Below are 20,376 nucleotides of genomic sequence, written 5' to 3'. Positions count from 1 at the left end.
TTAAATATACAAGGTGAATATTCGGAGAACTGAAAATAAAAGCGGTTCATATCTTAGTTGTTAAATTAGTTTTTTAGGAATTTTCTAGTTACTTGGTTTTCGTGAAGACGGATCATTTATCAAACAAATATTTAAATGGACTAAGAATAAAAAAGTTCAAAAAAAGCACAAAGGTGCATTTTTGAAACCAGTTTCACAAGGTGTATTGACGTAATCGCTTTCAAATGATAATTTTTTACTTACGAAAGAGCAGTAAAATATTTCGAAAGAAGTTAGGAGGGTTGTGTATGAAAAAAGGAGTCAAAAGCAGGAAGCTTTTTGCAGCGGTCGTCGATCTTTTTATTTATTCAATTCTTGTCCGGATATTTCTATTTAGTCTCTATCAAAGTGGAATCAATCAGCAGATTTCTTTTTTGATGGGGCTTTTAGTTGGAGGAATGCTAAGTTATGTGGCAGTCCCTCTTTTTCTTAAAGGACAAACTTTAGGAATGAAAATGAACGGACTGGTCTATTCATTTGTGAATGAGGATACTTTTAAAAATGGGATTATCTTAGCTGGAAGGTTTTTGTCGCAATTATTTTTGAACATTGTTCTGCTGGGCATGCCATTAGCAATTAACTTGTTTCTGATGTTATGGAGGAAAGATGGCAATACTATCGCTGATCGATTGTTCGCAAGCATGATGGTTAGCCAAAAATACTTTAGTACAAAGAAAAGGATGGGAAGAACATGAAAAAGCTATTTGGAATTTTACAAAAGGTAGGGAAATCTTTGATGCTGCCTGTGGCAACCTTACCAGCTGCCGGTATTTTACTTGCATTTGGGAATCTATTTCATCAAGAAACAGTTCTAAATCAATTCACATTTCTGCAAGCGGGATGGTTTCAAGTTGTCGCGGATGTAATGGAGCAATCGGGCTCAATCATTTTTGGAAATTTGCCGTTACTATTTGCGGTCGCTGTCTCGATCGGACTCGCTAGGAATGATGGAAGTGCCGCACTTGCTGGTGTTGTCGGGTATTTAATGATGAATATGGCAATGGGCGCTGTTCTGGGCATCACTCCCGAAATGGTTCTTGCGGATGGACAGAAATATGCAACCGTATTAGGAATTCCGACTTTACAAACAGGTGTTTTTGGCGGGATCGTAGCAGGGGTTATCGCAGCAAATTGCTTCAATAAATTTTATAAGATCGAGCTGCCTCCTTATTTAGGCTTCTTCTCAGGGAAGCGTTTTGTTCCGATGGTTACTGCTGTATTTTCACTTTTAGCAGCGGGGCTGTTGTGTTTCATTTGGCCGCCGATTCAAGGAGCATTGACAAGTTTTTCTTCTACGGTGATCGAAGCAAATCAAACATTGGCAGTTTTTGTTTTTGGGGTAATTGAACGGGCATTGATTCCCTTTGGACTGCACCATGTATTTTATGCACCATTTTGGTTTCAATTTGGTTCCTATACCTCAACTTCAGGTGCACTTATACACGGGGATCAGCAAATATTTTTCCAGCAAATGCGTGACGGTGTGGAGCTGACTGCAGGAGCGTTTATGACTGGAAAATTCCCATTTATGATGTTTGGTCTTCCGGCCGCGGCTTACGCAATGTACAAGGAGGCGAAGCCTGAAAAGAAATTGATGGCAAGCGGAATACTGCTATCAGGGGCATTAACTGCATTCTTAACAGGTATTACAGAGCCGCTTGAATTTTCATTCCTCTTTATTGCGCCGGCACTGTATGGTATTCATTGTTTATTAGCCGGTGTTTCCTTTGCTGTAATGAATATTTTAGGCGTGAAGATCGGGATGACACTTTCTGGTGGATTAATTGATTTCATTCTATTTGGTGTTTTGGTTAATCGAACCTCTTGGTGGTTAGTAATTCCTGTTGGCTTATGCTTCTCAGTTGTCTATTACTTTGTATTCCGCTTTATGATTGTTAAGTTTAATCTTCCAACTCCTGGTCGAGAAGATACTGTTGAGGATGAGGAAAATGGAGCGATTTCCACGGGTGATAATGTAGCGGTGAGTTGGAATATTATCGACGCTTTGGGAGGAAAAGCAAACCTTAAATCTGTTGAAGCCTGTATTACTCGTTTAAGAACGGTACTTGCGGACAACTCGATCGTAGATGAAGCAAGGCTTAAACAGCTTGGTGCTGTTGGTGTTGTCCACGTGGGTGATGGATTCCAAGCTATTTTTGGAGCGAAATCTGATATTTATGCTACAACCATTAACGAGATCATTGATACTAATATGGCGAGACCTGCCGAAGCTGAGTTGCAAAGTAACGCTTCAGTAAGCGAACCACTAGAAATTCAAGTTCAAAATAACTGTGCGGATATTAAGAATAAAATTGTGTCTCCCGCTTCTGGAAAAATACTTCCAATGACGGATGTTCCAGATCCTGTTTTCTCACAAAAAATGATGGGTGATGGATTTGCGATTATTCCTGAAGGCAAGGTCATTGTTTCGCCAATTGATGGAAAAGTTGTCAATGTCTTTCCAACTCAACACGCTATCGGTCTGATTACTGATTGTGGAATTGAAATCATTGTTCACGTGGGTATTGATACGGTTTCATTAAAAGGGGAAGGATTCCAGGTACTCGTTAACGAAGGAGATGAGGTTCATAAGGGGCAAAAACTGTTTGTCGTTGATTTGGCTTATCTAGAAGAACAAGGAAAAAATACGATGACAATTGTCGCTATTACTAATCTGGTCAATAAGAACTTAAAAGTAATAGCTGGTAATTCTGTGAAAGCGAATCAATCGGGAATCATTGATTTAGCCTAATTGTAGCAAATGAAAATTATAGGGTGCTTGATAGTAGCACTATATTTGTCAAATATGTGCCTCTTGGTCAATCGAGGAAGATTTTTGATTAAAATAAGCATGCGATATTCGCATGCTTCAGACTGTAGACAATGTCCGTTTTGTGGAGGTTGTCTACAGTTTTTATTAATGAACAGAACACAAAATCTGATGATCCTCCAATATTTTTTTGAAGTAATCCAGTTCCTCGGTGTGAAGTTGAGGAATGTCTTTCATGTCATAGGCTCTATCAAGAAAGGCGTATTTTTTTTCGCCAAATTGATGAAAGGGTAATAATTCAACTGTTGCTATACCTATCTCATTAAACAGTTCCGCAAATTTTGTGGCATTCTCCGCACCATCGTTAAAATTAGGAATGACCGGAATTCTAACGACTAAATTTTTGTGGGAGCTAAGAGCGGTTTTTAAGTTTTTAAGAATCGGTTTCAGCGAAACACCAGTACCAGCCTTATGCTTTTCTTCATTATGATGCTTTACATCGAAATATAGAAGGTCTACTTGTTCAATGAAGCTGGAAAAAACGTCATTTCTAGCAAAACCTGTCGTTTCACTAGCTGTATGAATACCTTTTTCTTTCAATTGACGCAAAAGTTCTGTCGCAAATTCTGCTTGATAAAGAACTTCTCCTCCAGATAAAGTCACTCCACCATCAGATTCTTCATAAAACGGTTCATCCTTCATCACTTCGGTAATTATTTCGTCCATTGTTTTGTATTCGCCAACAGTGGTATGCTCTTTTTTTTGATTATCCCACATTTGCTCGGGTTTTCCAGATTGTGATTCAGGATTTGAACACCAAAAACATTTTAATGGACAGCCCTTGAAAAAAACAACGGTTCTAATTCCTGGTCCGTCGTGAATACTAAATTTTTGAATATTAAAGATGCAGGCTTCTGTAGTCATCATAATCCCCCTTTTATTCTCATGCTTATCATACCAGAGGTTGGATCATTCGTAAATATAATTAGTTACGAACGTAATCATAATGTTTGTTTTATTGTTGGTTAAACAGATATATGTTAATCTTGTAGTGATAGGGAGGATACGCATGTCTAGAGAAGAAGAGATTATTTCAATAGTAAGTAAAAAGAAAAAAATTGAAGTGAACGAACTTTCGGAATTGTTGAACGTTTCAAAGGTAACAATTAGAAAGGATTTAGATAAACTCGAGTCAAGAGGATTGCTGCACAGACAACATGGCTTTGCTCTATTAAACAATATGGATGATATTAATTATCGGCTCGCCCAAAATTACGACTTAAAAATGAAAATCGCTCTGGAGGCAAGCAAGCTTGTCAATGACGGTGAAGTGATCATGATCGAATCAGGCTCAACGTGTGCGTTATTGGCAGAAGAGCTGGCATTTAATCGCAATGATATTACCATCATTACGAATTCTTGTTTCATTGCTTCCTATATAAGAAAAGCGGACTCCGTAAAAGTTATTTTGATCGGCGGCGAATACCAAAAGGACTCTCAGGTCAATGTTGGTCCGCTGGTCAAACAAGTCATTAGTGAATTCTTTGTAGATAAGCTATTTGTTGGTATTGACGGCTTTGATCAAAGCAGAGGGTTTACCGGCAGTGATATAACGAGATGTGACACGACTCGGACCTTATCAACCGCCGCTAATCAAACGATTGTCCTTACTGATTCAAGCAAGTTTACCCAAAACGGTGTAGTATCTGAATTTGGTTTTGATGAAATCAGTAAGGTATATACGGACTCAAATATTAAAGAGGAAACATTGACGTTTTTGAACAAAAAGAATATTGATGTGGTCACTGTTTAAGTATGAAAATTGCACATATGTGCAATTTTTTTTTAGTTTCGAAGGAGTACAAAGAATATTGACCAAGGTTGCTAAAAAATGCTATTATTAATTCGAAAGAAGATAGTTTTAGTTTCGAACGTAAAACAGGAGGGGTAATAATGAGTATTCAAATCAAAGAAAGAGAAAGTGCTGAGAATCAGCCATATTTTGGCAACTTAACCAAACGGATGAATGATTACCGTGAATCCGTGTTAAACAAGAAACCCTATATTTGTGCTGAGCGCGCATTGTTAGCAACTGAGGCCTATAAAGAGCATCAAAGTCAGCCAAGCGTAATGAAGCGGGCCTTGATGCTGAAAAATATTTTAGAGAAAATGTCGATCTATATTGAAGATGAAACGATGATTGTTGGTAACCAAGCAGCATCAAATAAAGATGCTCCGATTTTTCCAGAATACACAATGGAATTTGTCCTTAACGAGTTAGATTTATTTGAAAAACGCGATGGTGATGTTTTCTACATTACAGAAGAAACGAAAGAAGATTTGCGATCAATCGCCTCTTTCTGGGAAAACAACAACTTGCGCGCGAAAGCCGGAGCTTTACTACCTGATGAGGTATCCGTCTTTATGGAAACGGGATTCTTTGGAATGGAAGGTAAGATGAATTCTGGCGATGCTCACTTGGCCGTAGACTATCGTCAAGTATTGGAAGTTGGTCTTGAGGGCTATCGCCAAAGAACGCTGAAAGAAAAAGCTAATTTGGATTTGACTATTCCTGAAAGTATCGATAAATACCATTTCTACAATTCAATTTTAATCGTCTTAGATGCTGTTCAAACATTTGCTGAGCGTTACTCAAAGTTAGCTAAGGAAATGGCTGAAACAGCTGCGCCAGAAAGAAAAGCGGAATTGTTGGAAATCAGTCGGGTCTGTGCCAAGGTCCCTAACCAGCCAGCTGAAACTTTCCTTGAAGCTGTACAATCCGTGTGGTTCATTCAATTACTATTACAAATAGAATCGAATGGTCATTCCTTATCCTACGGTCGTTTCGATCAGTACATGTATCCCTACTTAGAGGCCGATTTGGAAAAAGGGACTATTACCGAGGATAAAGCCGTCGAGCTACTTACCAACCTTTGGATAAAGACACTTACTGTCAACAAAGTTCGTAGTCAAGCGCATACCTTTAGCAGTGCAGGTTCTCCATTGTATCAAAATGTGACCATTGGTGGACAAACAAGAGAGAAAAAAGATGCAGTTAATCCACTTTCTTATCTAGTCTTGCGGAGTGTTGCTCAAACAAAATTACCTCAACCGAACTTAACAGTTCGTTATCACTCTGGATTAGACAACCAGTTTATGAATGAGTGTATCGAAGTAATGAAGATTGGTTTTGGGATGCCGGCATTCAATAATGATGAGATCATCATTCCATCATTTATCAATATTGGCGTCACAGAAGAAGATGCCTATGATTATAGTGCAATCGGCTGTGTAGAGACGGCAGTACCAGGGAAATGGGGATATCGTTGTACGGGAATGAGCTATATGAATTTCCCTAAAATCTTAATGATCGCAATGAATGATGGTATTGACCCAGTATCTGGTAAACGCTTTGTCAAAGGCTACGGTCATTTTAAAGAGATGAACTCTTTTGAAGAGCTGCAAGATGCATGGGATAAAACGGTACGTGAATTAACTCGAATGAGTGTCATCGTAGAAAATGCCATTGACTTAGGCCTTGAGCGTGATGTCCCAGATATCTTGTGCTCTGCATTGACGGAAGACTGTATCGGACGCGGGAAAACATTGAAGGAAGGCGGAGCCGTTTACGATTTCATTTCTGGGCTTCAAGTCGGAATTGCGAACTTGGCCGATTCATTAGCGGCAATCAAGATGCTGGTATTTGAAGAAGAAAGATTCACTCAAAGTGAGCTGTGGGATGCTTTGATGACCGATTACTCTACTGAAAAGGGTAGAGAGATTCAAAAGATGATCCTAGAGGATGTCCCAAAATATGGCAACGATGATGATTACACAGATCAATTGGTACGTGAAGCCTATGATAGTTATATTGAAGAAGTAAAAAAATATCCTAGTACGCGCTTTGGCAGAGGGCCAATCGGGGGCACAAGATATTCAGGGACTTCATCAATTTCAGCAAATGTTGGACAGGGCAAAGGAACAATGGCGACCCCAGATGGACGGAATGCTTGGGTGCCATTAGCAGAAGGCTGTTCGCCATCGCATAATATGGATAAGAACGGGCCGACTTCTGTTTTAAAATCGGTTTCTAAATTGAGAACAGAAGAAATCATCGGTGGCGTATTACTGAACCAAAAAGTAAATCCTCAGACGCTGGCTAAAGAAGAAGACAAACAAAAATTGATTATGCTGTTGCGTGCGTTCTTCAATAAATTGCATGGGTATCATATTCAATATAATGTAGTGTCCCGCGAGACGCTTATCGATGCTCAAACGCATCCTGAAAAACATCGTGATCTAATCGTTCGAGTGGCAGGCTACTCTGCGTTCTTCAATGTTTTATCAAAAGCTACACAAGATGACATTATCGAAAGAACGGAACACGTAATATAGTGAATGAGATGTCTGAGAGCTTTGCTGCTCTCGGGCATCGATTTTTATCCTCTTTAGAAAAGTTATTGTAACAAGAAGTATAAACTTATAAATATAAAATGGAACATATCGACAGGTCTTCTCTATCGATATGTTCCATTTTTATCTGATTTGGATTCCGGTATTGATCCCTTTTAAACAACTAATTTTCTTTAAACTTAGCCTCTTAAGCTGAACATGAGGCACGATGATGACTCGCGCCTTCAAATAATGTTAGCGGTCATATGGAACTTCATTATTTTTGATTTTTCGATACCTTGCAACGATGAGATCTGTAATTAAATGGTACATAAAAGTGTGTGTTTGATAATTGGTCTGATGAGGGAAGATAATTGCATCCTCAACAAAAGGGAAGTCAAGTACTTTAGGATTAGAAGAGATGACAATAATTTTAGCCTTTGTTTGAGAAAAAAAGGATTTTTTCGGAGTACCCGCACGTATTTGCTGCTTAGTAAGATAGTTACCTGAATTTGTAAATATTAAGATAAGAGTATCCTCTTTTGCAGTTCTTAAGAAATTTTCTTGAACCAAATCATCTTGAAAAGTATGAATAAATTTTCCGTTATAAGCAAGCTTATATTGCAAATCAATTGCAGCCGATTCAGAAAAAATCAATCCAAACGCCATTACCTTGTCATGGGTATATATTTCTTTTGCCACTCGATCAAAGATAGACAAATCAAAGTGAGATTTGAAAAAGTCGATGTCCTTGATAATCGCATCAAAGTATTCATTGTATCCTTCGTTTTCTATTGATGTAATAATATTAGAGACGTAATTTAAGGGGTTGTTGAAACGATTTTCGATAAAAACGGCATTGTCCTTTAAGTCAATATAGTCATCAAATCCAAGTGTTCGCGCAAATTTTGAAACTGTTGATTTTGAGACATCACATAACTTAGCAATTTCACCAATACTCATTGAACAAATATTATCATAATGATTCAGCATGGTAACTGCAATATGGTAATTGGTTGTTTCTGTAGTTTGTCCATTCAAGAAAGTGATTAGACGAACGATCAATAAATTCATGAGAAAATCCTTTCAAATTAAATTAGGTTTCCAAATTTCGAACTTTGCAGTAAAGAGGAAAAATCCTGTTATAGTATGCAGTGTAAAGCGCTTTTACGAAACTAGAAAAGGAGTAATTTTATGAAAAAAGATTATAGCAAACTTACTAGTGACATTATAGCATACGTAGGTGGCGAACAAAATGTGACTAGTTTGTATCATTGCATTACAAGGCTGAGATTTAAACTGAAAAATGTCGATATCGCACGAGAAAATAAAGAGAAAATTCAAAATCTTGATGGGGTATTATCTGTGATTGAAGGCAATGGTCAATTTCAAATTGTTATTGGAAATCATGTTAGTGATGTCTTTAAAACAATCATGAATAACTATTCAATTGTGAATGCAATTGAAAATGATGGAGGAGAGGATACAGAAGAGGAAAAATCTGGAAATGTTATTATTCGGTTCTTCAATGTATTATCCGCAATTTTTAATCCAATCATTATTGCTTTAGCTGGAGCAGGAATGTTGAAGGCTTTGCTTGTTGTACTGTCTACCTATAATTTATTAAGCGCTGAAGAGAGTACGTATAAAATTTTGTCAGCTGCTGGTAATAGTGTCTTCTACTTTCTGCCACTATTTTTAGCAATCAGTGCAGCTAGGATTTTTAAAGTGAATATGTTCATTTCATTAGCAATTGTAGGAGCGCTACTAGAGCCTAATTTTACATCCCTAGTTACTGAAAATGGTATTACCGTTGATTTTTTCGGGATTCCTGCTGTACTGATGGGCTATTCGGGAACAGTCATTCCGGCAATCGTTTCTATATATGTCTATTCACACGTAGAAAAACTACTGAAAAAAATAATTCCAAAGAGTATGGAAATATTTGCACTTTCGATGGTGGCTTTGCTAATCATGGTTCCTTTGACAGTTTTAGTTATAGGCCCGGTTGGAGTCATGTTAGGTGATGGTCTAGGAAATATCATGAATTTTGTGAGCGATAAGAGTGGATTATTAGCAGGATTGTTAATTGGGGGAGGCTGGACCTTCTTAGTAATGATCGGGATTCATTGGGGTGTTGTTCCAATAATGGTCAACAACTTGGCTACTTATGGATACGATACTTTACGACCAATGATTGCGGCAGCCACTTTTGCTAGTGCAGGCGTTGCTTTGGGAGTGTTTTTAAGAAGTAAAAATAAAAATACTAAAGGGTTAGCCTTATCTTCCATTCTACCGGCGCTGTTAGGCGGAATCACAGAGCCAATAGTTTATGGACTTTCTGTCAAATATAAAAAGCCGCTCATTGCCCAAACTATTGTTGGTGGTATCACAGGTGCTTTCATGGGAGCGATGAAAACCAAAGCGATAGTATATGTTTTCCCAGCATTAACAACCTTGCCGGCCTTTTTTGGCGATACATTCATTTACTACGTTATTGGAATCAGTCTTGCCTTTTTTGGTTCGGCAGTGCTGACATACATTTTAGGTCTGGGCGAAGCTGGAAAACTCGAAGATAGTGTGAGTGATGATCGTGACGAGTTGACCGTCAGCCTACCTTTTGATGGGGAAGCAATTACTTTAGATGATGTGAACGACGAGGTTTTCTCTTCAAGAGCAATGGGAAATGGGTTAGCGGTATACCCTACTAACAATGAGGTGAAGTCTCCAATTTCAGGGGAAGTAGTGACTATTTTTCCGACTGGACATGCCTTTGGAATAAAAACCGCTGCAGGAACTGAAGTATTAATTCATATCGGCTTAAACACGGTGGATCTAGAAAAAGGTATTTTTGATATGAAAATAAAAGCCGGCGATCAAGTTACAAGAGGTCAGAAAATCGGCACAGTGAATCTACAAGCTATTGAGGAAGCTGGGTTTGATCCAACTACGATGGTGATTTTCACGAATGATGTGAAAGAGAAACGGTTGAAAATACTCGATAGTAATAACTCTGATATTACACAATTGACTGAAATTTTATTAGTAGAGGGAGCTGTTTAAGAACAATGAGCCACTTTCAAGAAGGTTTTTTATGGGGCGGAGCCATAGCTGCCAATCAGGCTGAAGGAGCATGGAATGTTGACGGCAAAGGGGCCAGTATAGCGGATATTTTACCAGTAGGGCCGGAGCGCTTTAGCGATTTATCGACCGAGATTGATAAGAAAAAGTATTATCCTAGTCATGAAGCAATTGATTTTTATCACCATTATAAAGAGGATATTGCACTTTTCGCTGAATTAGGTATGAAATGTTTTAGGCTCTCAATTGCATGGAGCCGAGTATATCCTAATGGTGATGAAAAGAAGCCAAATGAAAAAGGGTTGGCGTTTTACGATAAGGTGTTCAATGAATTGTTAAAGTACGGGATAGAACCTGTAGTGACAATCTCACATTTTGAAACGCCATTAAATTTAGTTACTAAATATGGAGGTTGGAAGAACCGCAAACTGATCGGATTTTTTGAGAATTTTTGTCAAATAATTTTTGAAAGATATAAAGACCAAGTACGTTATTGGATGACCTTCAATGAGATTAACCACACACATACGTTACCGTTATTAGCCGCAGGATTAACTATTCAGAATGATGACGAGCAAGAGAAATTGAATGACATGTATCAAGCTAGTCACAATATGTTTGTAGCAAGTGCACAGGCTGTAATCTTAGGGAAAAAAATCAATCCCGCTAACCAAATTGGCTGCATGCTTTCATTAAGTCCGATTTATCCAGCTTCCTGTGATCCGAAAGATGTATTTGAATCTTATCAATTAAGACAACGATCATTGTTTTACAGTGATGTTCAATTGAGAGGCGTATATCCATCATATTTTGAAAGAATAAAAAAAGAAAATAAGTTGAAATTAGAAATTGGAGCGGATGATTTAGATATTATAAAAAAAGGCACGTGTGATTATTTAGGGTTTAGCTTTTATCGAAGTTCTCTTCATGAAGCGGGAATGAAAATATTAGGAAACACTGGAGGCTTACTCGGTAAGAAAAATCCTTACTTAAAGGAAACCGAATGGGGCTGGCCAATTGATCCTCTGGCTTTACGATACGTATGTAATGAATTAACGGATCGCTATCAGAAACCCCTATTTATTGTAGAAAATGGTATTGGTCTAAGAGATGTAGTGGCTGATGATGGCAATATTTATGATCTTGAGCGAATGAGCTATTTAGATGAACATGTTCAAGCGATGGATCAAGCCATCGCTGATGGTGCGAATATAATTGGCTATACCTGGTGGGGACCGATTGATATTGTGTCTGCAGGAACAGGAGAAATGGAGAAACGGTACGGATTTATCTATGTTGATAAAATGAACGATGGTACTGGTACATTAGAACGAAAGAAGAAGGCCAGTTTTGAATACTACAAACAAGTGATTGAAACAAATGGCGATAACTTGGACTATTCATCGTATAGTAAACAAGGAGCAGTGATACAATAATGAGCAATTTTCCTAAAGACTTTCTATGGGGCGGCGCAATCGCTGCGAATCAAGCAGAAGGTGCTTGGAATATAGGAGGGAAAGGTCTATCAGTTGCAGACGTAGCAAAATATCGTCCTGAATTAGACGTCAAAGACTATGTCAGTCAATGGCATGTAACTCCAGAGCAAATTAAAGAAGGAATGCAGACAGAGGATGTTGTGTATTGGCCTAAAAGACGCGGAATTGATTTTTATCACCGATATAAAGAAGACCTCACTCTTTTCAAAGAATTGGGAATTAAATGCTTAAGAACGTCAATTGCCTGGACAAGAATCTTTCCAAATGGAATTGAGGAGGAACCAAATACTGAAGGTATCAACTTTTACGTGAACTTGTTTAAAGAAATGGAACGTAATGAGATTGAACCTGTGGTAACTCTTTCTCATTATGAAATGCCGTTATATTTAGTTAATCACTACGATGGTTGGGTGTCGAGAGATGTAATCAGCATGTTTGAGAGATTTGTAAAAGTTTGTGTAGATAATTTTGGTCAGTATATTAACTATTGGCTGACTTTTAACGAAATAGACAGTGTCTTTAGACATCCATTTACAACTGTCGGCGTTGTTGAGGAAAAGTATGAAAGTAAAAAAGAGGCTGAAGCAGCAATCTATCAAGCCTTGCATCATCAATTTATTGCGAGTAGCTTAGCAACAAAATATATTCATGAAACACTGCCAAATGCTAAGGTGGGAGCAATGCTGACCCGAACGTTAGCCTATCCACTAAATTCCAATCCAGAGGATGTTGCTTTAGCTCAAAGGCATAATCGAGAAAATTACTTTTATTCCGATGTTCAAGTATTTGGAGAATATCCACAATTTATGAAGAAGTATTTTGAGGATGAAAAGATTGAGATCAAGCAATTATCTGGTGACGAGGAAATTTTAAAGCAACATACTGTTGATTTTGTTTCTTTTAGTTATTACATGTCCATGATAAAGACTGTAAATGAGAAGGACATGGAAAAAGTTGGTGGCAATTTGATCACAAGCGTGAAAAATCCGTATTTGGAAACAAGTGCTTGGGGCTGGCAAGTAGACCCTGTAGGATTAAGGATAAGTTTGATTGATCTATATGATCGCTATCATCTGCCTTTGTTCATCGTAGAGAATGGCATTGGCTCAATTGACGAGTTTGTTGATGGAACGGTCCATGATGATTATCGGATTGATTATTTTAAACAGCATTTCAAGGAGATAGATCGGGCGATTTCAGAAGGAGTGGAGGTCATAGGTTATACCTCGTGGGGAATCATTGATATAGTAAGTGCCTCGACTTCTCAAATGAGTAAACGGTATGGTTTTATATATGTAGATGCTGATGATTTGGGAAATGGTAGTTATGATCGATATAAGAAAGATTCATTTCATTGGTATAAAAAAGTGATTGAAACCAATGGTAGATCCCTGTATTTAAATTAGCTTGATTTTTTAAGATTTTCAATTAATAATCACAATAAAAGACAGGCGAATGCAATGCATTAAAGAATACGCGTTCAAAGGATTGATGTAACAGTCCTTTGAACGCTTTTCATTTAAAAAAAACAATCCATCGCATAAAGCAGCAATCGATACTTTTACATAGAAAGATGGAGAATCTCGTAAACTGTATCTGACGTTTTTCGCTGAGTCGGTTTTTCAATGAAGAAATAGAACTCAACGTATTTCCACTTAGCGGGATTATAGATCAGCACACGTCCTGTTTCCGTTGATTTTTCCAAGGAAAACTCAGGAAGGACCATCTTTGTCGTTGGCAAAATATCGTGTTCGATTTCTAAAACATAGGCGGATTCTTTAATGGAGTCACCTAATTCAACTTGAAGGGGAATGGCACTAGTGATCGTTTGCCAGCCGAAGGAGGTCAGGATATTGTCATAAAAGCCTTCAAATATAAACTTGTTCATTCCAGCTTCATTATTCCAAAGATATAAAGGTGAATATTCTTTTCTAGTTTCACTATCAATCATTAAATAGCTTTTCAGCAGTAAATCTTGAAAGCCGTCTGTTTTAAAGCCGTTAGTTTTCACTCGTTGTCGGATGATCTCCATGTCGTAATCCATTGGCAAGAGGACCTTGTATTGCATGACGTTCACAACTATCATTTCCTTTCTTAATCATTTTTATTATACAAGGCCCAAAAACGACTGTATAATGGTTTAAATTCATACTAGCTATGCTCTGTTGGAATAGCGAAGGGAGGATTTCATGGAAATCAATGATTTAAAAATATTTGAATCAATCGTTCGTTTTAATTCAACCATCAAAGCCGCTGATAGTCTGGGTTATGTTCAATCAAATATCAGCAAGCGGTTGACTAAACTGGAAGAGGAGCTTGGGAAAACACTCTTTTATCGTACGAATAAAGGAATGGTATTAACGGAGGATGGGGAGCAGTTTTTAAGGTATGTGGACACTCTTTTAGCAACCATTTCCGATATGGAAACCAATTTTTTAGGCAATAAGAGCAAAATAAGACTTGGAGCGACTCAAACAATCACTAAAAACTATTTGCGGCAGTATTTTTTTAACAATGAGTGGCTCATTTTTACTGATACAGCAATGAATTTGCTAGAACAATTGAAATCACAGAAATTGGACATGGTCCTTTTAAATAAAAAAATCGCCGATACTGAATTAAAAGAAACGGAATTTACGGAAGAATCGATCTTTTGGCTCTATTCGAAGGAGATCCAGCCATCTTTTCACCAGCAAACAGTGCTAATCAATCGAGATAAAGAGTGTCCATATCGAAAGGCGACACTTGCCTATTTAGAAGAGCATCACTTAACAGATATGCCTATTATTGAGGTGGATACGTTGGATGTACTTTTAGACATGCTGCAAGAACATGACGCAATCGCCATTCTTCCAAAAGAGACTGTTCGATTAAATGCCTCTTTGAAAATTTTTGAAACCAGCTTATTACCACCGGTTAAAATCTATTCCTATCAGCTCAAGAGTAGTGAAATTAATTTAACATTGGAGAGATAGAGCAGAAGCAGACAAGGAGGATGATAGATGGAACTAACAGTTTATGTTGCAAGTGCATTTAGTAAGGATCATAAAGGCGGTAATAAGGCTGGGGTCGTATTGTTTGAGAAAGATTTGACGACTACTAACAAAAAAGAAATAGCTAAACAGCTAGGTTATGCTGAGACAGCATTTGTTTCAGAATCACACGTTGCTGATTATAAATTTGCCTATTTTACTCCCAAAGAAGAAGTTGATTTATGCGGTCATGCTACAATTGGCGCTTTTGTGATTTTAATGCATCAAAATAAACTCTCTAAGAATCAATACACGATCGAAACTAATAGCGGGATACTGGCTATTGAGATAGAAGGGGACACCATCTTTATGGAGCAAAATAGACCAGTGTTCCATGATCGTTTATCTCCGCAGGAACTTGTCGATTGCTTCGATAGTCATACTGTAGATGACAACTGTCCAATTCAAATAGTCTCGACGGGATTAAAAGATATTTTGATACCTATAAAAAGCGAAACAGAATTGCATAACCTGCGGCCAAATTTTAAAGGAATAGAAGAAATTAGTAGGAAATATGACGTGGTTGGTACTCATCTGTTTGCTTTTAACGGCGACCGAATTATTTGCCGAAATTTTGCCCCGCGTTATGATATCAATGAAGAATCTGCGACAGGAACATCCAATGCCGCATTAGCCTGCTTTCTTTACGAACAAAATTATTTAAAAAAAGAACGTTATGTATTTGAACAGGGGTATTCATTAAACTCCCCTTCAGAAATAGTAGTCAGATTAACAACCAACGATAAAAATGAAATAGAAAAAGTTTGTGTTGGCGGGAAGGGCTACTATTGCGAGACAAAAAAATACGCATAGATGAAGGGCTTGTGCAGAATTTTAGGAATAAGGGCGGACGAAAATGATTACGAAAAAAGAAATAATGAAGTATATTGAGGAAAAATACAATAGCTTACCAGAGTATATTTTTGAAAAATTCCCAAATTACTGTGTATTCCGACATACGAGGGGAAAGAAATGGTTTTGCCTGATTATGACAGTTCCTCAAAATAAGCTCTATGGAGAGAATAATGAAATGATCGAGATTATCGATGTAAAAATCGATCCTGTACTAGGCGATATCATACGAAACAGCCCATTTATTTATCCAGCGTATCATATGAATAAAGATCATTGGATCACGGTCGACCTTTCGCAAGTCGAGCATTTTGAACAGATAGCAGGGCTGATTGAAGACAGCTATCAGCTTACTGTAAAGTAGTCAGAATAAACAATAAAAATTTATTACTAATGTTTTTTATAATTTTTATCTTGACAACCAATCGATAGATGATAGAATGAAAATGAAAAAAGAAAACCCTTTCTTTCGCCACAGAAGGAAAGAGTGAGTATGTTACTGAATGCAGGCAGACTCAAACCACGCTAAAAGTCTTATTTAGCATGGTTTGAGTTTTCTTTTTGTCTGAAAGGAGGATAGATGATGAAAATTCGTCAAATATTAAATAATAATGTTGCGCTTGTGCAAAGAGGTGAACTAGATCTCATCGTTCTTTCGAATGGTCTATCGTTTAGAAAAAAAGTTGGTGATTCTATCTCAGCCGATGAAGTTGATAAAGTTTTTGTACCGGATTCAAATGATGTTTTAGAAAATTACAGCTATCTTTTAAGCAATGTGAATCAAGAAATTCTGAAAGCGACCACCCGAATCGTTCGTTTGGTTGAAGAAGAGCTTGGGGAAGCAGTCAATGATTATTTATATTTGACCTTGCTTGATCATGTTGATTATTCATTAAAACGTGCAGAAAAGGGTCAGTATATTGTTAGTCCGCTGGCATGGGAGGTAAGAAAGTTCTATCCCAAGCAGTATGAGCTCAGTAAGCAGGCATTAACCATCATTTTCGAAGAAACAAAGGTGGATTTTCCAGAAAGTGAAGCGGTCTCTATTGCACTTCATTTGATTAATTTACAGGAAACGAAGGTATCCATTGAAGATACGATGAAAGAGATGAGGCTGGTGGGCGATATTTTAACCATTATCAAAATGCATTATCAAATTCAATTGGATGAGGGATCAATGAATTATAACCGGCTAGTGACGCACTTACGCTATTTTGCGCAACGTGTCGCCGCTGGTGAAATCTATAGTAGTCAAGAAACTGAAATAAATAAACAAGTTCGAATGATGTATCCACAAGCCTTTCTATGTGTTCAAAAGATCAGCAAGTACTTGTATCAACAATTCCAAAAAGAATTGACCAAGGATGAAGAAACCTATCTAATGCTGCACATTAGTCGTGTAGCTCAAAGAAAAGAAAGCGAGGAGTAAAAACTATGAAATATGAAAAACTGTGTAAACAGATTATCGAATTAGTCGGCGGAAAAGAAAACATCGAAGCGGTTGTCCATTGTATGACCAGACTGCGTTTTACACTAAAGGATCAAGAATTGGCAAACGCCAATAAAGACGCACTAAAGGCGATTCCAGAAGTGATCGATGTTGTATCCAATAAAGTATCCTTTCAGATCATTATTGGGACTGAAGTGAACCAAATTCATCCAGAGTTGTTAACACTTTTAGGAATGAAGGAATCTGAAGAGCCGAAAGTCAAAAAGAATATTTTTAAAGCAATCTTAGATGTGATGTCCGAATCTATTTCTCCAATCATACCAGCTATGATGGCAGTGGGTTTAATGGCAGGTGTTTTGGCTATATTTGTTGCTGCAGGGGTATTAAAGGACACGAGTCCAACCTATATCATTTTCAACTCGATCAAAGATGGATTGTTTTACTTTTTACCAATATTTATGGCCGTATCCGCTTCTAAAAGATTGGGCGCACCAATGTATTTAGGAATCTTACTGGCTGGTACATTGCTGACTACATCGTTAAACGGGGTAGAGGGCTTGTCATTATTTGGCTTGCCACTACAAACGATTACCTATTCAAATACCTTTATTCCTATATTGTTGGGACTATGGTTTATGGGAAGAGTGAATAAAGTCTTAGTAAAGATTATTCCTAAGTCGCTTGAATACTTTTTCTCACCATTACTATTAATCGCAATCACATTGCCGGTTACATTATTTCTATTTGGCCCAATTGGAACATGGATCAGTGATGGTTTGACTATCGGTGTGGAGTTTTTAACGGGAACATTTGGAACGTGGATTGTCTTAGCTTTATACGCCGCATGTCAACCTCTCCTAATCATGATGGGAGCAGGAAACTTTATCGTACCCCTTGTGCTTGCCGCCTTTGCTTCTCAAGGATATGAAGAAATTTTCATCCCTGCATTCATTATTTCAGATCTAGCTGTAAGCGGGGCAATGTTAGGCTATTTCATTCGATCCAAAAACAAGGAACAAAAACAATTTTTTGGCAGTGTTGCCTTTAGTGCATTTATGGGAATCACAGAACCAGCAGTATTTGGTGCCTTTGTAAAATACCGTCGCCCGTTTATTGCAGTTATGATTGGCGGTGGCCTGGGAGGTTTATTTGCAGGACTGATGCACGTTAAAGCCTATGCAATGACAAATCTTTTTGGGCTTGTAAGTTTTATTGGAAATAAAGATCACAATAATTTCTATTTTATGATAATTGCTTTAGTCATCGGCTTTGTGGTATCACTGGCTGCAGGGTATCTGTTATGGCTGCCTAAAAATGAGATTGAGGCTGAAACGGTAATTGATCAAGTCGAATCTAAATCAACGCTTAATACAGTTCCAATTGCTACACCTGTTTCAGGTGAAGTTAAATCGTTAGCAGAAGTTAAGGATGATGCTTTTTCTTCTGGTGCGCTAGGAACGGGTGTGGGGATTGTACCAACAGATAATCTGATTAAATCACCAATCAAAGGGAAAGTCGCTAGCTTGTTCCCAACCAATCACGCAATCGGTGTTGTCAGTGAAGAAGGGGTCGAAGTTCTGATTCATATTGGGATTGATACTGTCGATTTGAAGGGACAGTATTTTGAAGCGCTCGTTGAACAAGGGGCTGAAGTCGATTTGGGTTCTCCTCTAATCGAAGTTGATTTTGAACAGGTCAAAGCAGCTGGGTATGACCCGACAGTAATTATGATCATAACGAACACACAGGACTATTTAGAAGTCTTACCAAATCTGGATGAAGACAATTCATTGAATAATGATTTAATTACAGTAATTATGTAGGAGGACAAACAATGAAATTAAGCAAAGATTTTTTATGGGGCGGAAGCATTGCTGCGCATCAGCTTGAAGGGGCCTACAACGAAGGGGGAAAAGGGCTCAATACGATGGACCTTTTTACGAGCGGCAGCTATGAAACGCCACGAAAAATTACGGAGACGCTTCAAGATGACCAGCTGTATCCATCGCATACCGCGATCGATTTCTATCATCGTTATGAAGAGGACATTGAGCTATTTGCAGAGATGGGATTTCGAGCGCTAAGAATCTCGATTGATTGGTCACGTATCTTTCCTAATGGGGATGATCCGGAGCCAAATAAGGAAGGGCTTGAGTATTATCATAAAGTTCTGGATAAGCTGATAGAAAAAGGTATTGAGCCAATTGTGACCCTTTTCCACTTTGAACTCCCAGTAGCGATCGTTAAAAACTACAATTCCTGGTTATCCAGAGAGACGATCGAACTCTATCTTAAATTTGTAAAAACAGTTGTCAGTGAATACAAAGGAAAAGTAACGAAATGGATCACCTTCAACGAAATGAATCACATCGATCCGCAAACCGAGGCCTCTGATATTTTTACGTATATATTAGCAGGCTTGGAATATTCCAAGATGACGGATAAAAAGCAAACATTAGCGACACTGGGCTACAATATGACTTTAGCTTCTGTTAAAGCGGTCAAAATCATTCGAGAAATCGATCCGAAAAATCAAGCAGGGTGCGTTTTTGGATTGGCACCTTCTTATCCTAAAACCTGTAAGCCTGAGGATGTACTATTGTCTTTTCAGGATACGATTCGAGACTTTTATCAAATCGACGCGATGATGCTGGGCGAGTTTCCCAAATACAAATTATTTGAATTTAAGAAAAATGGGATTGAATTAGAAATTACAGAAGAGGACCAAGCAACCTTTAAAGAAGGGATTCTAGATTTCATTGGATTGAATTATTATATGAGTGCAGTAAGTTCGACGGAAGCTGAGGCGAAAGCTCAGGAAGCGCTGTTCGGCGGTGAAGTCAATCCGTATTTAGAAAAATCGGATTGGGGATGGACGGTCGACCCGATTGGATTACGTTATCTGCTAAACTTTGTCTATCGCAAATATCAAAAGCCGATTATTATTTGTGAAAATGGCTTAGGCGCTGTGGATCAGGTAGCAGAAAATGGTGAAGTCCAAGATACGTATCGAATTGACTATTTACAGCAGCATTTGTCGCAACTGAAAAAAGCTGTCCTTGAAGATGGCGTCGAGTGTTTTGGCTATTTGATGTGGGGACCGATTGATTTAGTTAGTGCTTCAACTGGTGAAATGAAAAAACGTTATGGTTTCATTTATGTAGATAAACAGGATGATGGCTCTGGCGATTTATCTAGAAGCCGCAAAGCCTCATATTATTGGTATCAAAAGCTGATCGAAACGAATGGGGAGGAACTATAGAA

At 38.0% G+C, this 20,376-nt stretch carries 16 protein-coding genes; 13 read left to right on the top strand and 3 right to left on the bottom strand.

The window, feature by feature from the left end:
* The first annotated feature begins 287 nt into the window (after positions 1 to 287).
* Entirely contained in the window at positions 288 to 734 is a 447-nt protein-coding gene (locus tag JZO85_RS16005; RefSeq protein WP_207109524.1) for an RDD family protein, read from the top strand.
* Entirely contained in the window at positions 731 to 2,791 is a 2,061-nt protein-coding gene (gene ptsG / locus JZO85_RS16000; RefSeq protein WP_207109523.1) for a glucose-specific PTS transporter subunit IIBC, read from the top strand. Before JZO85_RS16005 ends, ptsG begins: the two co-directional genes overlap by 4 nt.
* Before the next feature lie 165 nt (positions 2,792 to 2,956).
* On the opposite strand, the gene JZO85_RS15995 is transcribed toward ptsG, so the two are convergent.
* Positions 2,957 to 3,733, bottom strand: coding sequence for a glycyl-radical enzyme activating protein (locus JZO85_RS15995; protein ID WP_207109528.1), 777 nt, complete (start codon positions 3,731 to 3,733; stop codon positions 2,957 to 2,959).
* 145 nt (positions 3,734 to 3,878) lie between these two features.
* Between JZO85_RS15995 and JZO85_RS15990 the strand changes: the two genes are divergently transcribed.
* Both JZO85_RS15990 and JZO85_RS15985 read left to right on the top strand, forming a co-directional pair.
* On the top strand, positions 3,879 to 4,622 hold the full coding sequence (locus JZO85_RS15990) for a DeoR/GlpR family DNA-binding transcription regulator (protein WP_207109522.1): 744 nt from the start codon (positions 3,879 to 3,881) through the stop codon (positions 4,620 to 4,622).
* Between the two features lie 140 nt (positions 4,623 to 4,762).
* The gene (locus tag JZO85_RS15985) at positions 4,763 to 7,204 is read left to right on the top strand and encodes a glycyl radical protein (protein WP_207109521.1); all 2,442 of its coding nucleotides are present in this window, start codon (positions 4,763 to 4,765) and stop codon (positions 7,202 to 7,204) included.
* A gap of 252 nt (positions 7,205 to 7,456) precedes the next feature.
* Here the strand turns inward: JZO85_RS15985 and JZO85_RS15980 are convergent, their stop codons facing one another.
* Positions 7,457 to 8,275 (bottom strand): MurR/RpiR family transcriptional regulator, encoded by an 819-nt coding sequence (locus JZO85_RS15980; protein ID WP_207109520.1) that lies wholly within the window; start codon positions 8,273 to 8,275, stop codon positions 7,457 to 7,459.
* A 120-nt stretch (positions 8,276 to 8,395) separates the two neighbouring features.
* Here JZO85_RS15980 and JZO85_RS15975 point away from each other — a divergent pair, with 120 nt between their 5' ends.
* Genes JZO85_RS15975 through JZO85_RS15965 form a run of 3 tightly spaced genes read left to right on the top strand, consistent with a single transcriptional unit; the run spans position 8,396 to position 13,184 of the window.
* The gene (locus JZO85_RS15975; protein WP_207109519.1) at positions 8,396 to 10,264 is read left to right on the top strand and encodes a beta-glucoside-specific PTS transporter subunit IIABC; all 1,869 of its coding nucleotides are present in this window, start codon (positions 8,396 to 8,398) and stop codon (positions 10,262 to 10,264) included.
* A gap of 5 nt (positions 10,265 to 10,269) precedes the next feature.
* Positions 10,270 to 11,718 (top strand): glycoside hydrolase family 1 protein, encoded by a 1,449-nt coding sequence (locus JZO85_RS15970; protein WP_207109518.1) that lies wholly within the window; start codon positions 10,270 to 10,272, stop codon positions 11,716 to 11,718.
* Entirely contained in the window at positions 11,718 to 13,184 is a 1,467-nt protein-coding gene (locus tag JZO85_RS15965; protein ID WP_207109517.1) for a glycoside hydrolase family 1 protein, read from the top strand. The genes JZO85_RS15970 and JZO85_RS15965 overlap by 1 nt, the downstream gene beginning before the upstream one ends.
* 155 nt (positions 13,185 to 13,339) lie before the next feature.
* Here the strand turns inward: JZO85_RS15965 and JZO85_RS15960 are convergent, their stop codons facing one another.
* Positions 13,340 to 13,846: a DUF4865 family protein gene (locus JZO85_RS15960; protein ID WP_242550391.1), complete on the bottom strand. Its 507-nt coding sequence runs from the start codon at positions 13,844 to 13,846 to the stop codon at positions 13,340 to 13,342.
* Between the two features lie 121 nt (positions 13,847 to 13,967).
* Here JZO85_RS15960 and JZO85_RS15955 point away from each other — a divergent pair, with 121 nt between their 5' ends.
* The 6 genes from JZO85_RS15955 to JZO85_RS15930 all read left to right on the top strand — a co-directional run bounded on the left by JZO85_RS15955 (position 13,968) and on the right by JZO85_RS15930 (position 20,374).
* Entirely contained in the window at positions 13,968 to 14,753 is a 786-nt protein-coding gene (locus JZO85_RS15955) for a LysR family transcriptional regulator (protein WP_207109515.1), read from the top strand.
* Positions 14,754 to 14,780: 27 nt separating this feature from the next.
* Entirely contained in the window at positions 14,781 to 15,623 is an 843-nt protein-coding gene (locus JZO85_RS15950; RefSeq protein WP_207109514.1) for a PhzF family phenazine biosynthesis protein, read from the top strand.
* A gap of 43 nt (positions 15,624 to 15,666) precedes the next feature.
* Complete coding sequence (locus JZO85_RS15945; RefSeq protein ID WP_207109513.1) at positions 15,667 to 16,026, top strand: MmcQ/YjbR family DNA-binding protein; 360 nt, start codon at positions 15,667 to 15,669, stop codon at positions 16,024 to 16,026.
* A 216-nt stretch (positions 16,027 to 16,242) separates the two neighbouring features.
* Positions 16,243 to 17,091, top strand: coding sequence for a PRD domain-containing protein (locus JZO85_RS15940; RefSeq protein WP_242550388.1), 849 nt, complete (start codon positions 16,243 to 16,245; stop codon positions 17,089 to 17,091).
* A gap of 5 nt (positions 17,092 to 17,096) precedes the next feature.
* Positions 17,097 to 18,935, top strand: a complete 1,839-nt coding sequence (locus JZO85_RS15935; RefSeq protein ID WP_207109512.1) for a beta-glucoside-specific PTS transporter subunit IIABC — start codon at positions 17,097 to 17,099, stop codon at positions 18,933 to 18,935.
* 11 nt (positions 18,936 to 18,946) lie between these two features.
* On the top strand, positions 18,947 to 20,374 hold the full coding sequence (locus JZO85_RS15930; protein ID WP_207109511.1) for a glycoside hydrolase family 1 protein: 1,428 nt from the start codon (positions 18,947 to 18,949) through the stop codon (positions 20,372 to 20,374).
* The last annotated feature ends 2 nt before the right edge of the window (positions 20,375 to 20,376 follow it).

It is taken from the genome of Candidatus Enterococcus murrayae, from assembly GCF_017315985.1.
In the GTDB taxonomy this organism is placed as follows: domain Bacteria; phylum Bacillota; class Bacilli; order Lactobacillales; family Enterococcaceae; genus Enterococcus_A; species Enterococcus_A murrayae.
This window is presented reverse-complemented; position numbering and strand designations above follow the sequence as displayed.

Bases quoted from the DNA above. Each gene is read 5' to 3' on its own strand.
- JZO85_RS16005 (WP_207109524.1), top strand. From the start codon at position 288: ATGAAAAAAGGAGTCAAAAGCAGGAAGCTTTTTGCAGCGGTCGTCGAT.
- JZO85_RS15960 (WP_242550391.1), bottom strand. From the start codon at position 13,846: ATGCAATACAAGGTCCTCTTGCCAATGGATTACGACATGGAGATCATC.
- JZO85_RS15940 (WP_242550388.1), top strand. From the start codon at position 16,243: ATGATGAAAATTCGTCAAATATTAAATAATAATGTTGCGCTTGTGCAA.
- JZO85_RS15965 (WP_207109517.1), top strand. From the start codon at position 11,718: ATGAGCAATTTTCCTAAAGACTTTCTATGGGGCGGCGCAATCGCTGCG.
- JZO85_RS15995 (WP_207109528.1), bottom strand. From the start codon at position 3,733: ATGACTACAGAAGCCTGCATCTTTAATATTCAAAAATTTAGTATTCAC.
- JZO85_RS15985 (WP_207109521.1), top strand. From the start codon at position 4,763: ATGAGTATTCAAATCAAAGAAAGAGAAAGTGCTGAGAATCAGCCATAT.
- JZO85_RS15935 (WP_207109512.1), top strand. From the start codon at position 17,097: ATGAAATATGAAAAACTGTGTAAACAGATTATCGAATTAGTCGGCGGA.
- JZO85_RS15950 (WP_207109514.1), top strand. From the start codon at position 14,781: ATGGAACTAACAGTTTATGTTGCAAGTGCATTTAGTAAGGATCATAAA.
- JZO85_RS15955 (WP_207109515.1), top strand. From the start codon at position 13,968: ATGGAAATCAATGATTTAAAAATATTTGAATCAATCGTTCGTTTTAAT.
- JZO85_RS15945 (WP_207109513.1), top strand. From the start codon at position 15,667: ATGATTACGAAAAAAGAAATAATGAAGTATATTGAGGAAAAATACAAT.
- ptsG (WP_207109523.1), top strand. From the start codon at position 731: ATGAAAAAGCTATTTGGAATTTTACAAAAGGTAGGGAAATCTTTGATG.
- JZO85_RS15980 (WP_207109520.1), bottom strand. From the start codon at position 8,275: ATGAATTTATTGATCGTTCGTCTAATCACTTTCTTGAATGGACAAACT.
- JZO85_RS15970 (WP_207109518.1), top strand. From the start codon at position 10,270: ATGAGCCACTTTCAAGAAGGTTTTTTATGGGGCGGAGCCATAGCTGCC.
- JZO85_RS15990 (WP_207109522.1), top strand. From the start codon at position 3,879: ATGTCTAGAGAAGAAGAGATTATTTCAATAGTAAGTAAAAAGAAAAAA.
- JZO85_RS15975 (WP_207109519.1), top strand. From the start codon at position 8,396: ATGAAAAAAGATTATAGCAAACTTACTAGTGACATTATAGCATACGTA.
- JZO85_RS15930 (WP_207109511.1), top strand. From the start codon at position 18,947: ATGAAATTAAGCAAAGATTTTTTATGGGGCGGAAGCATTGCTGCGCAT.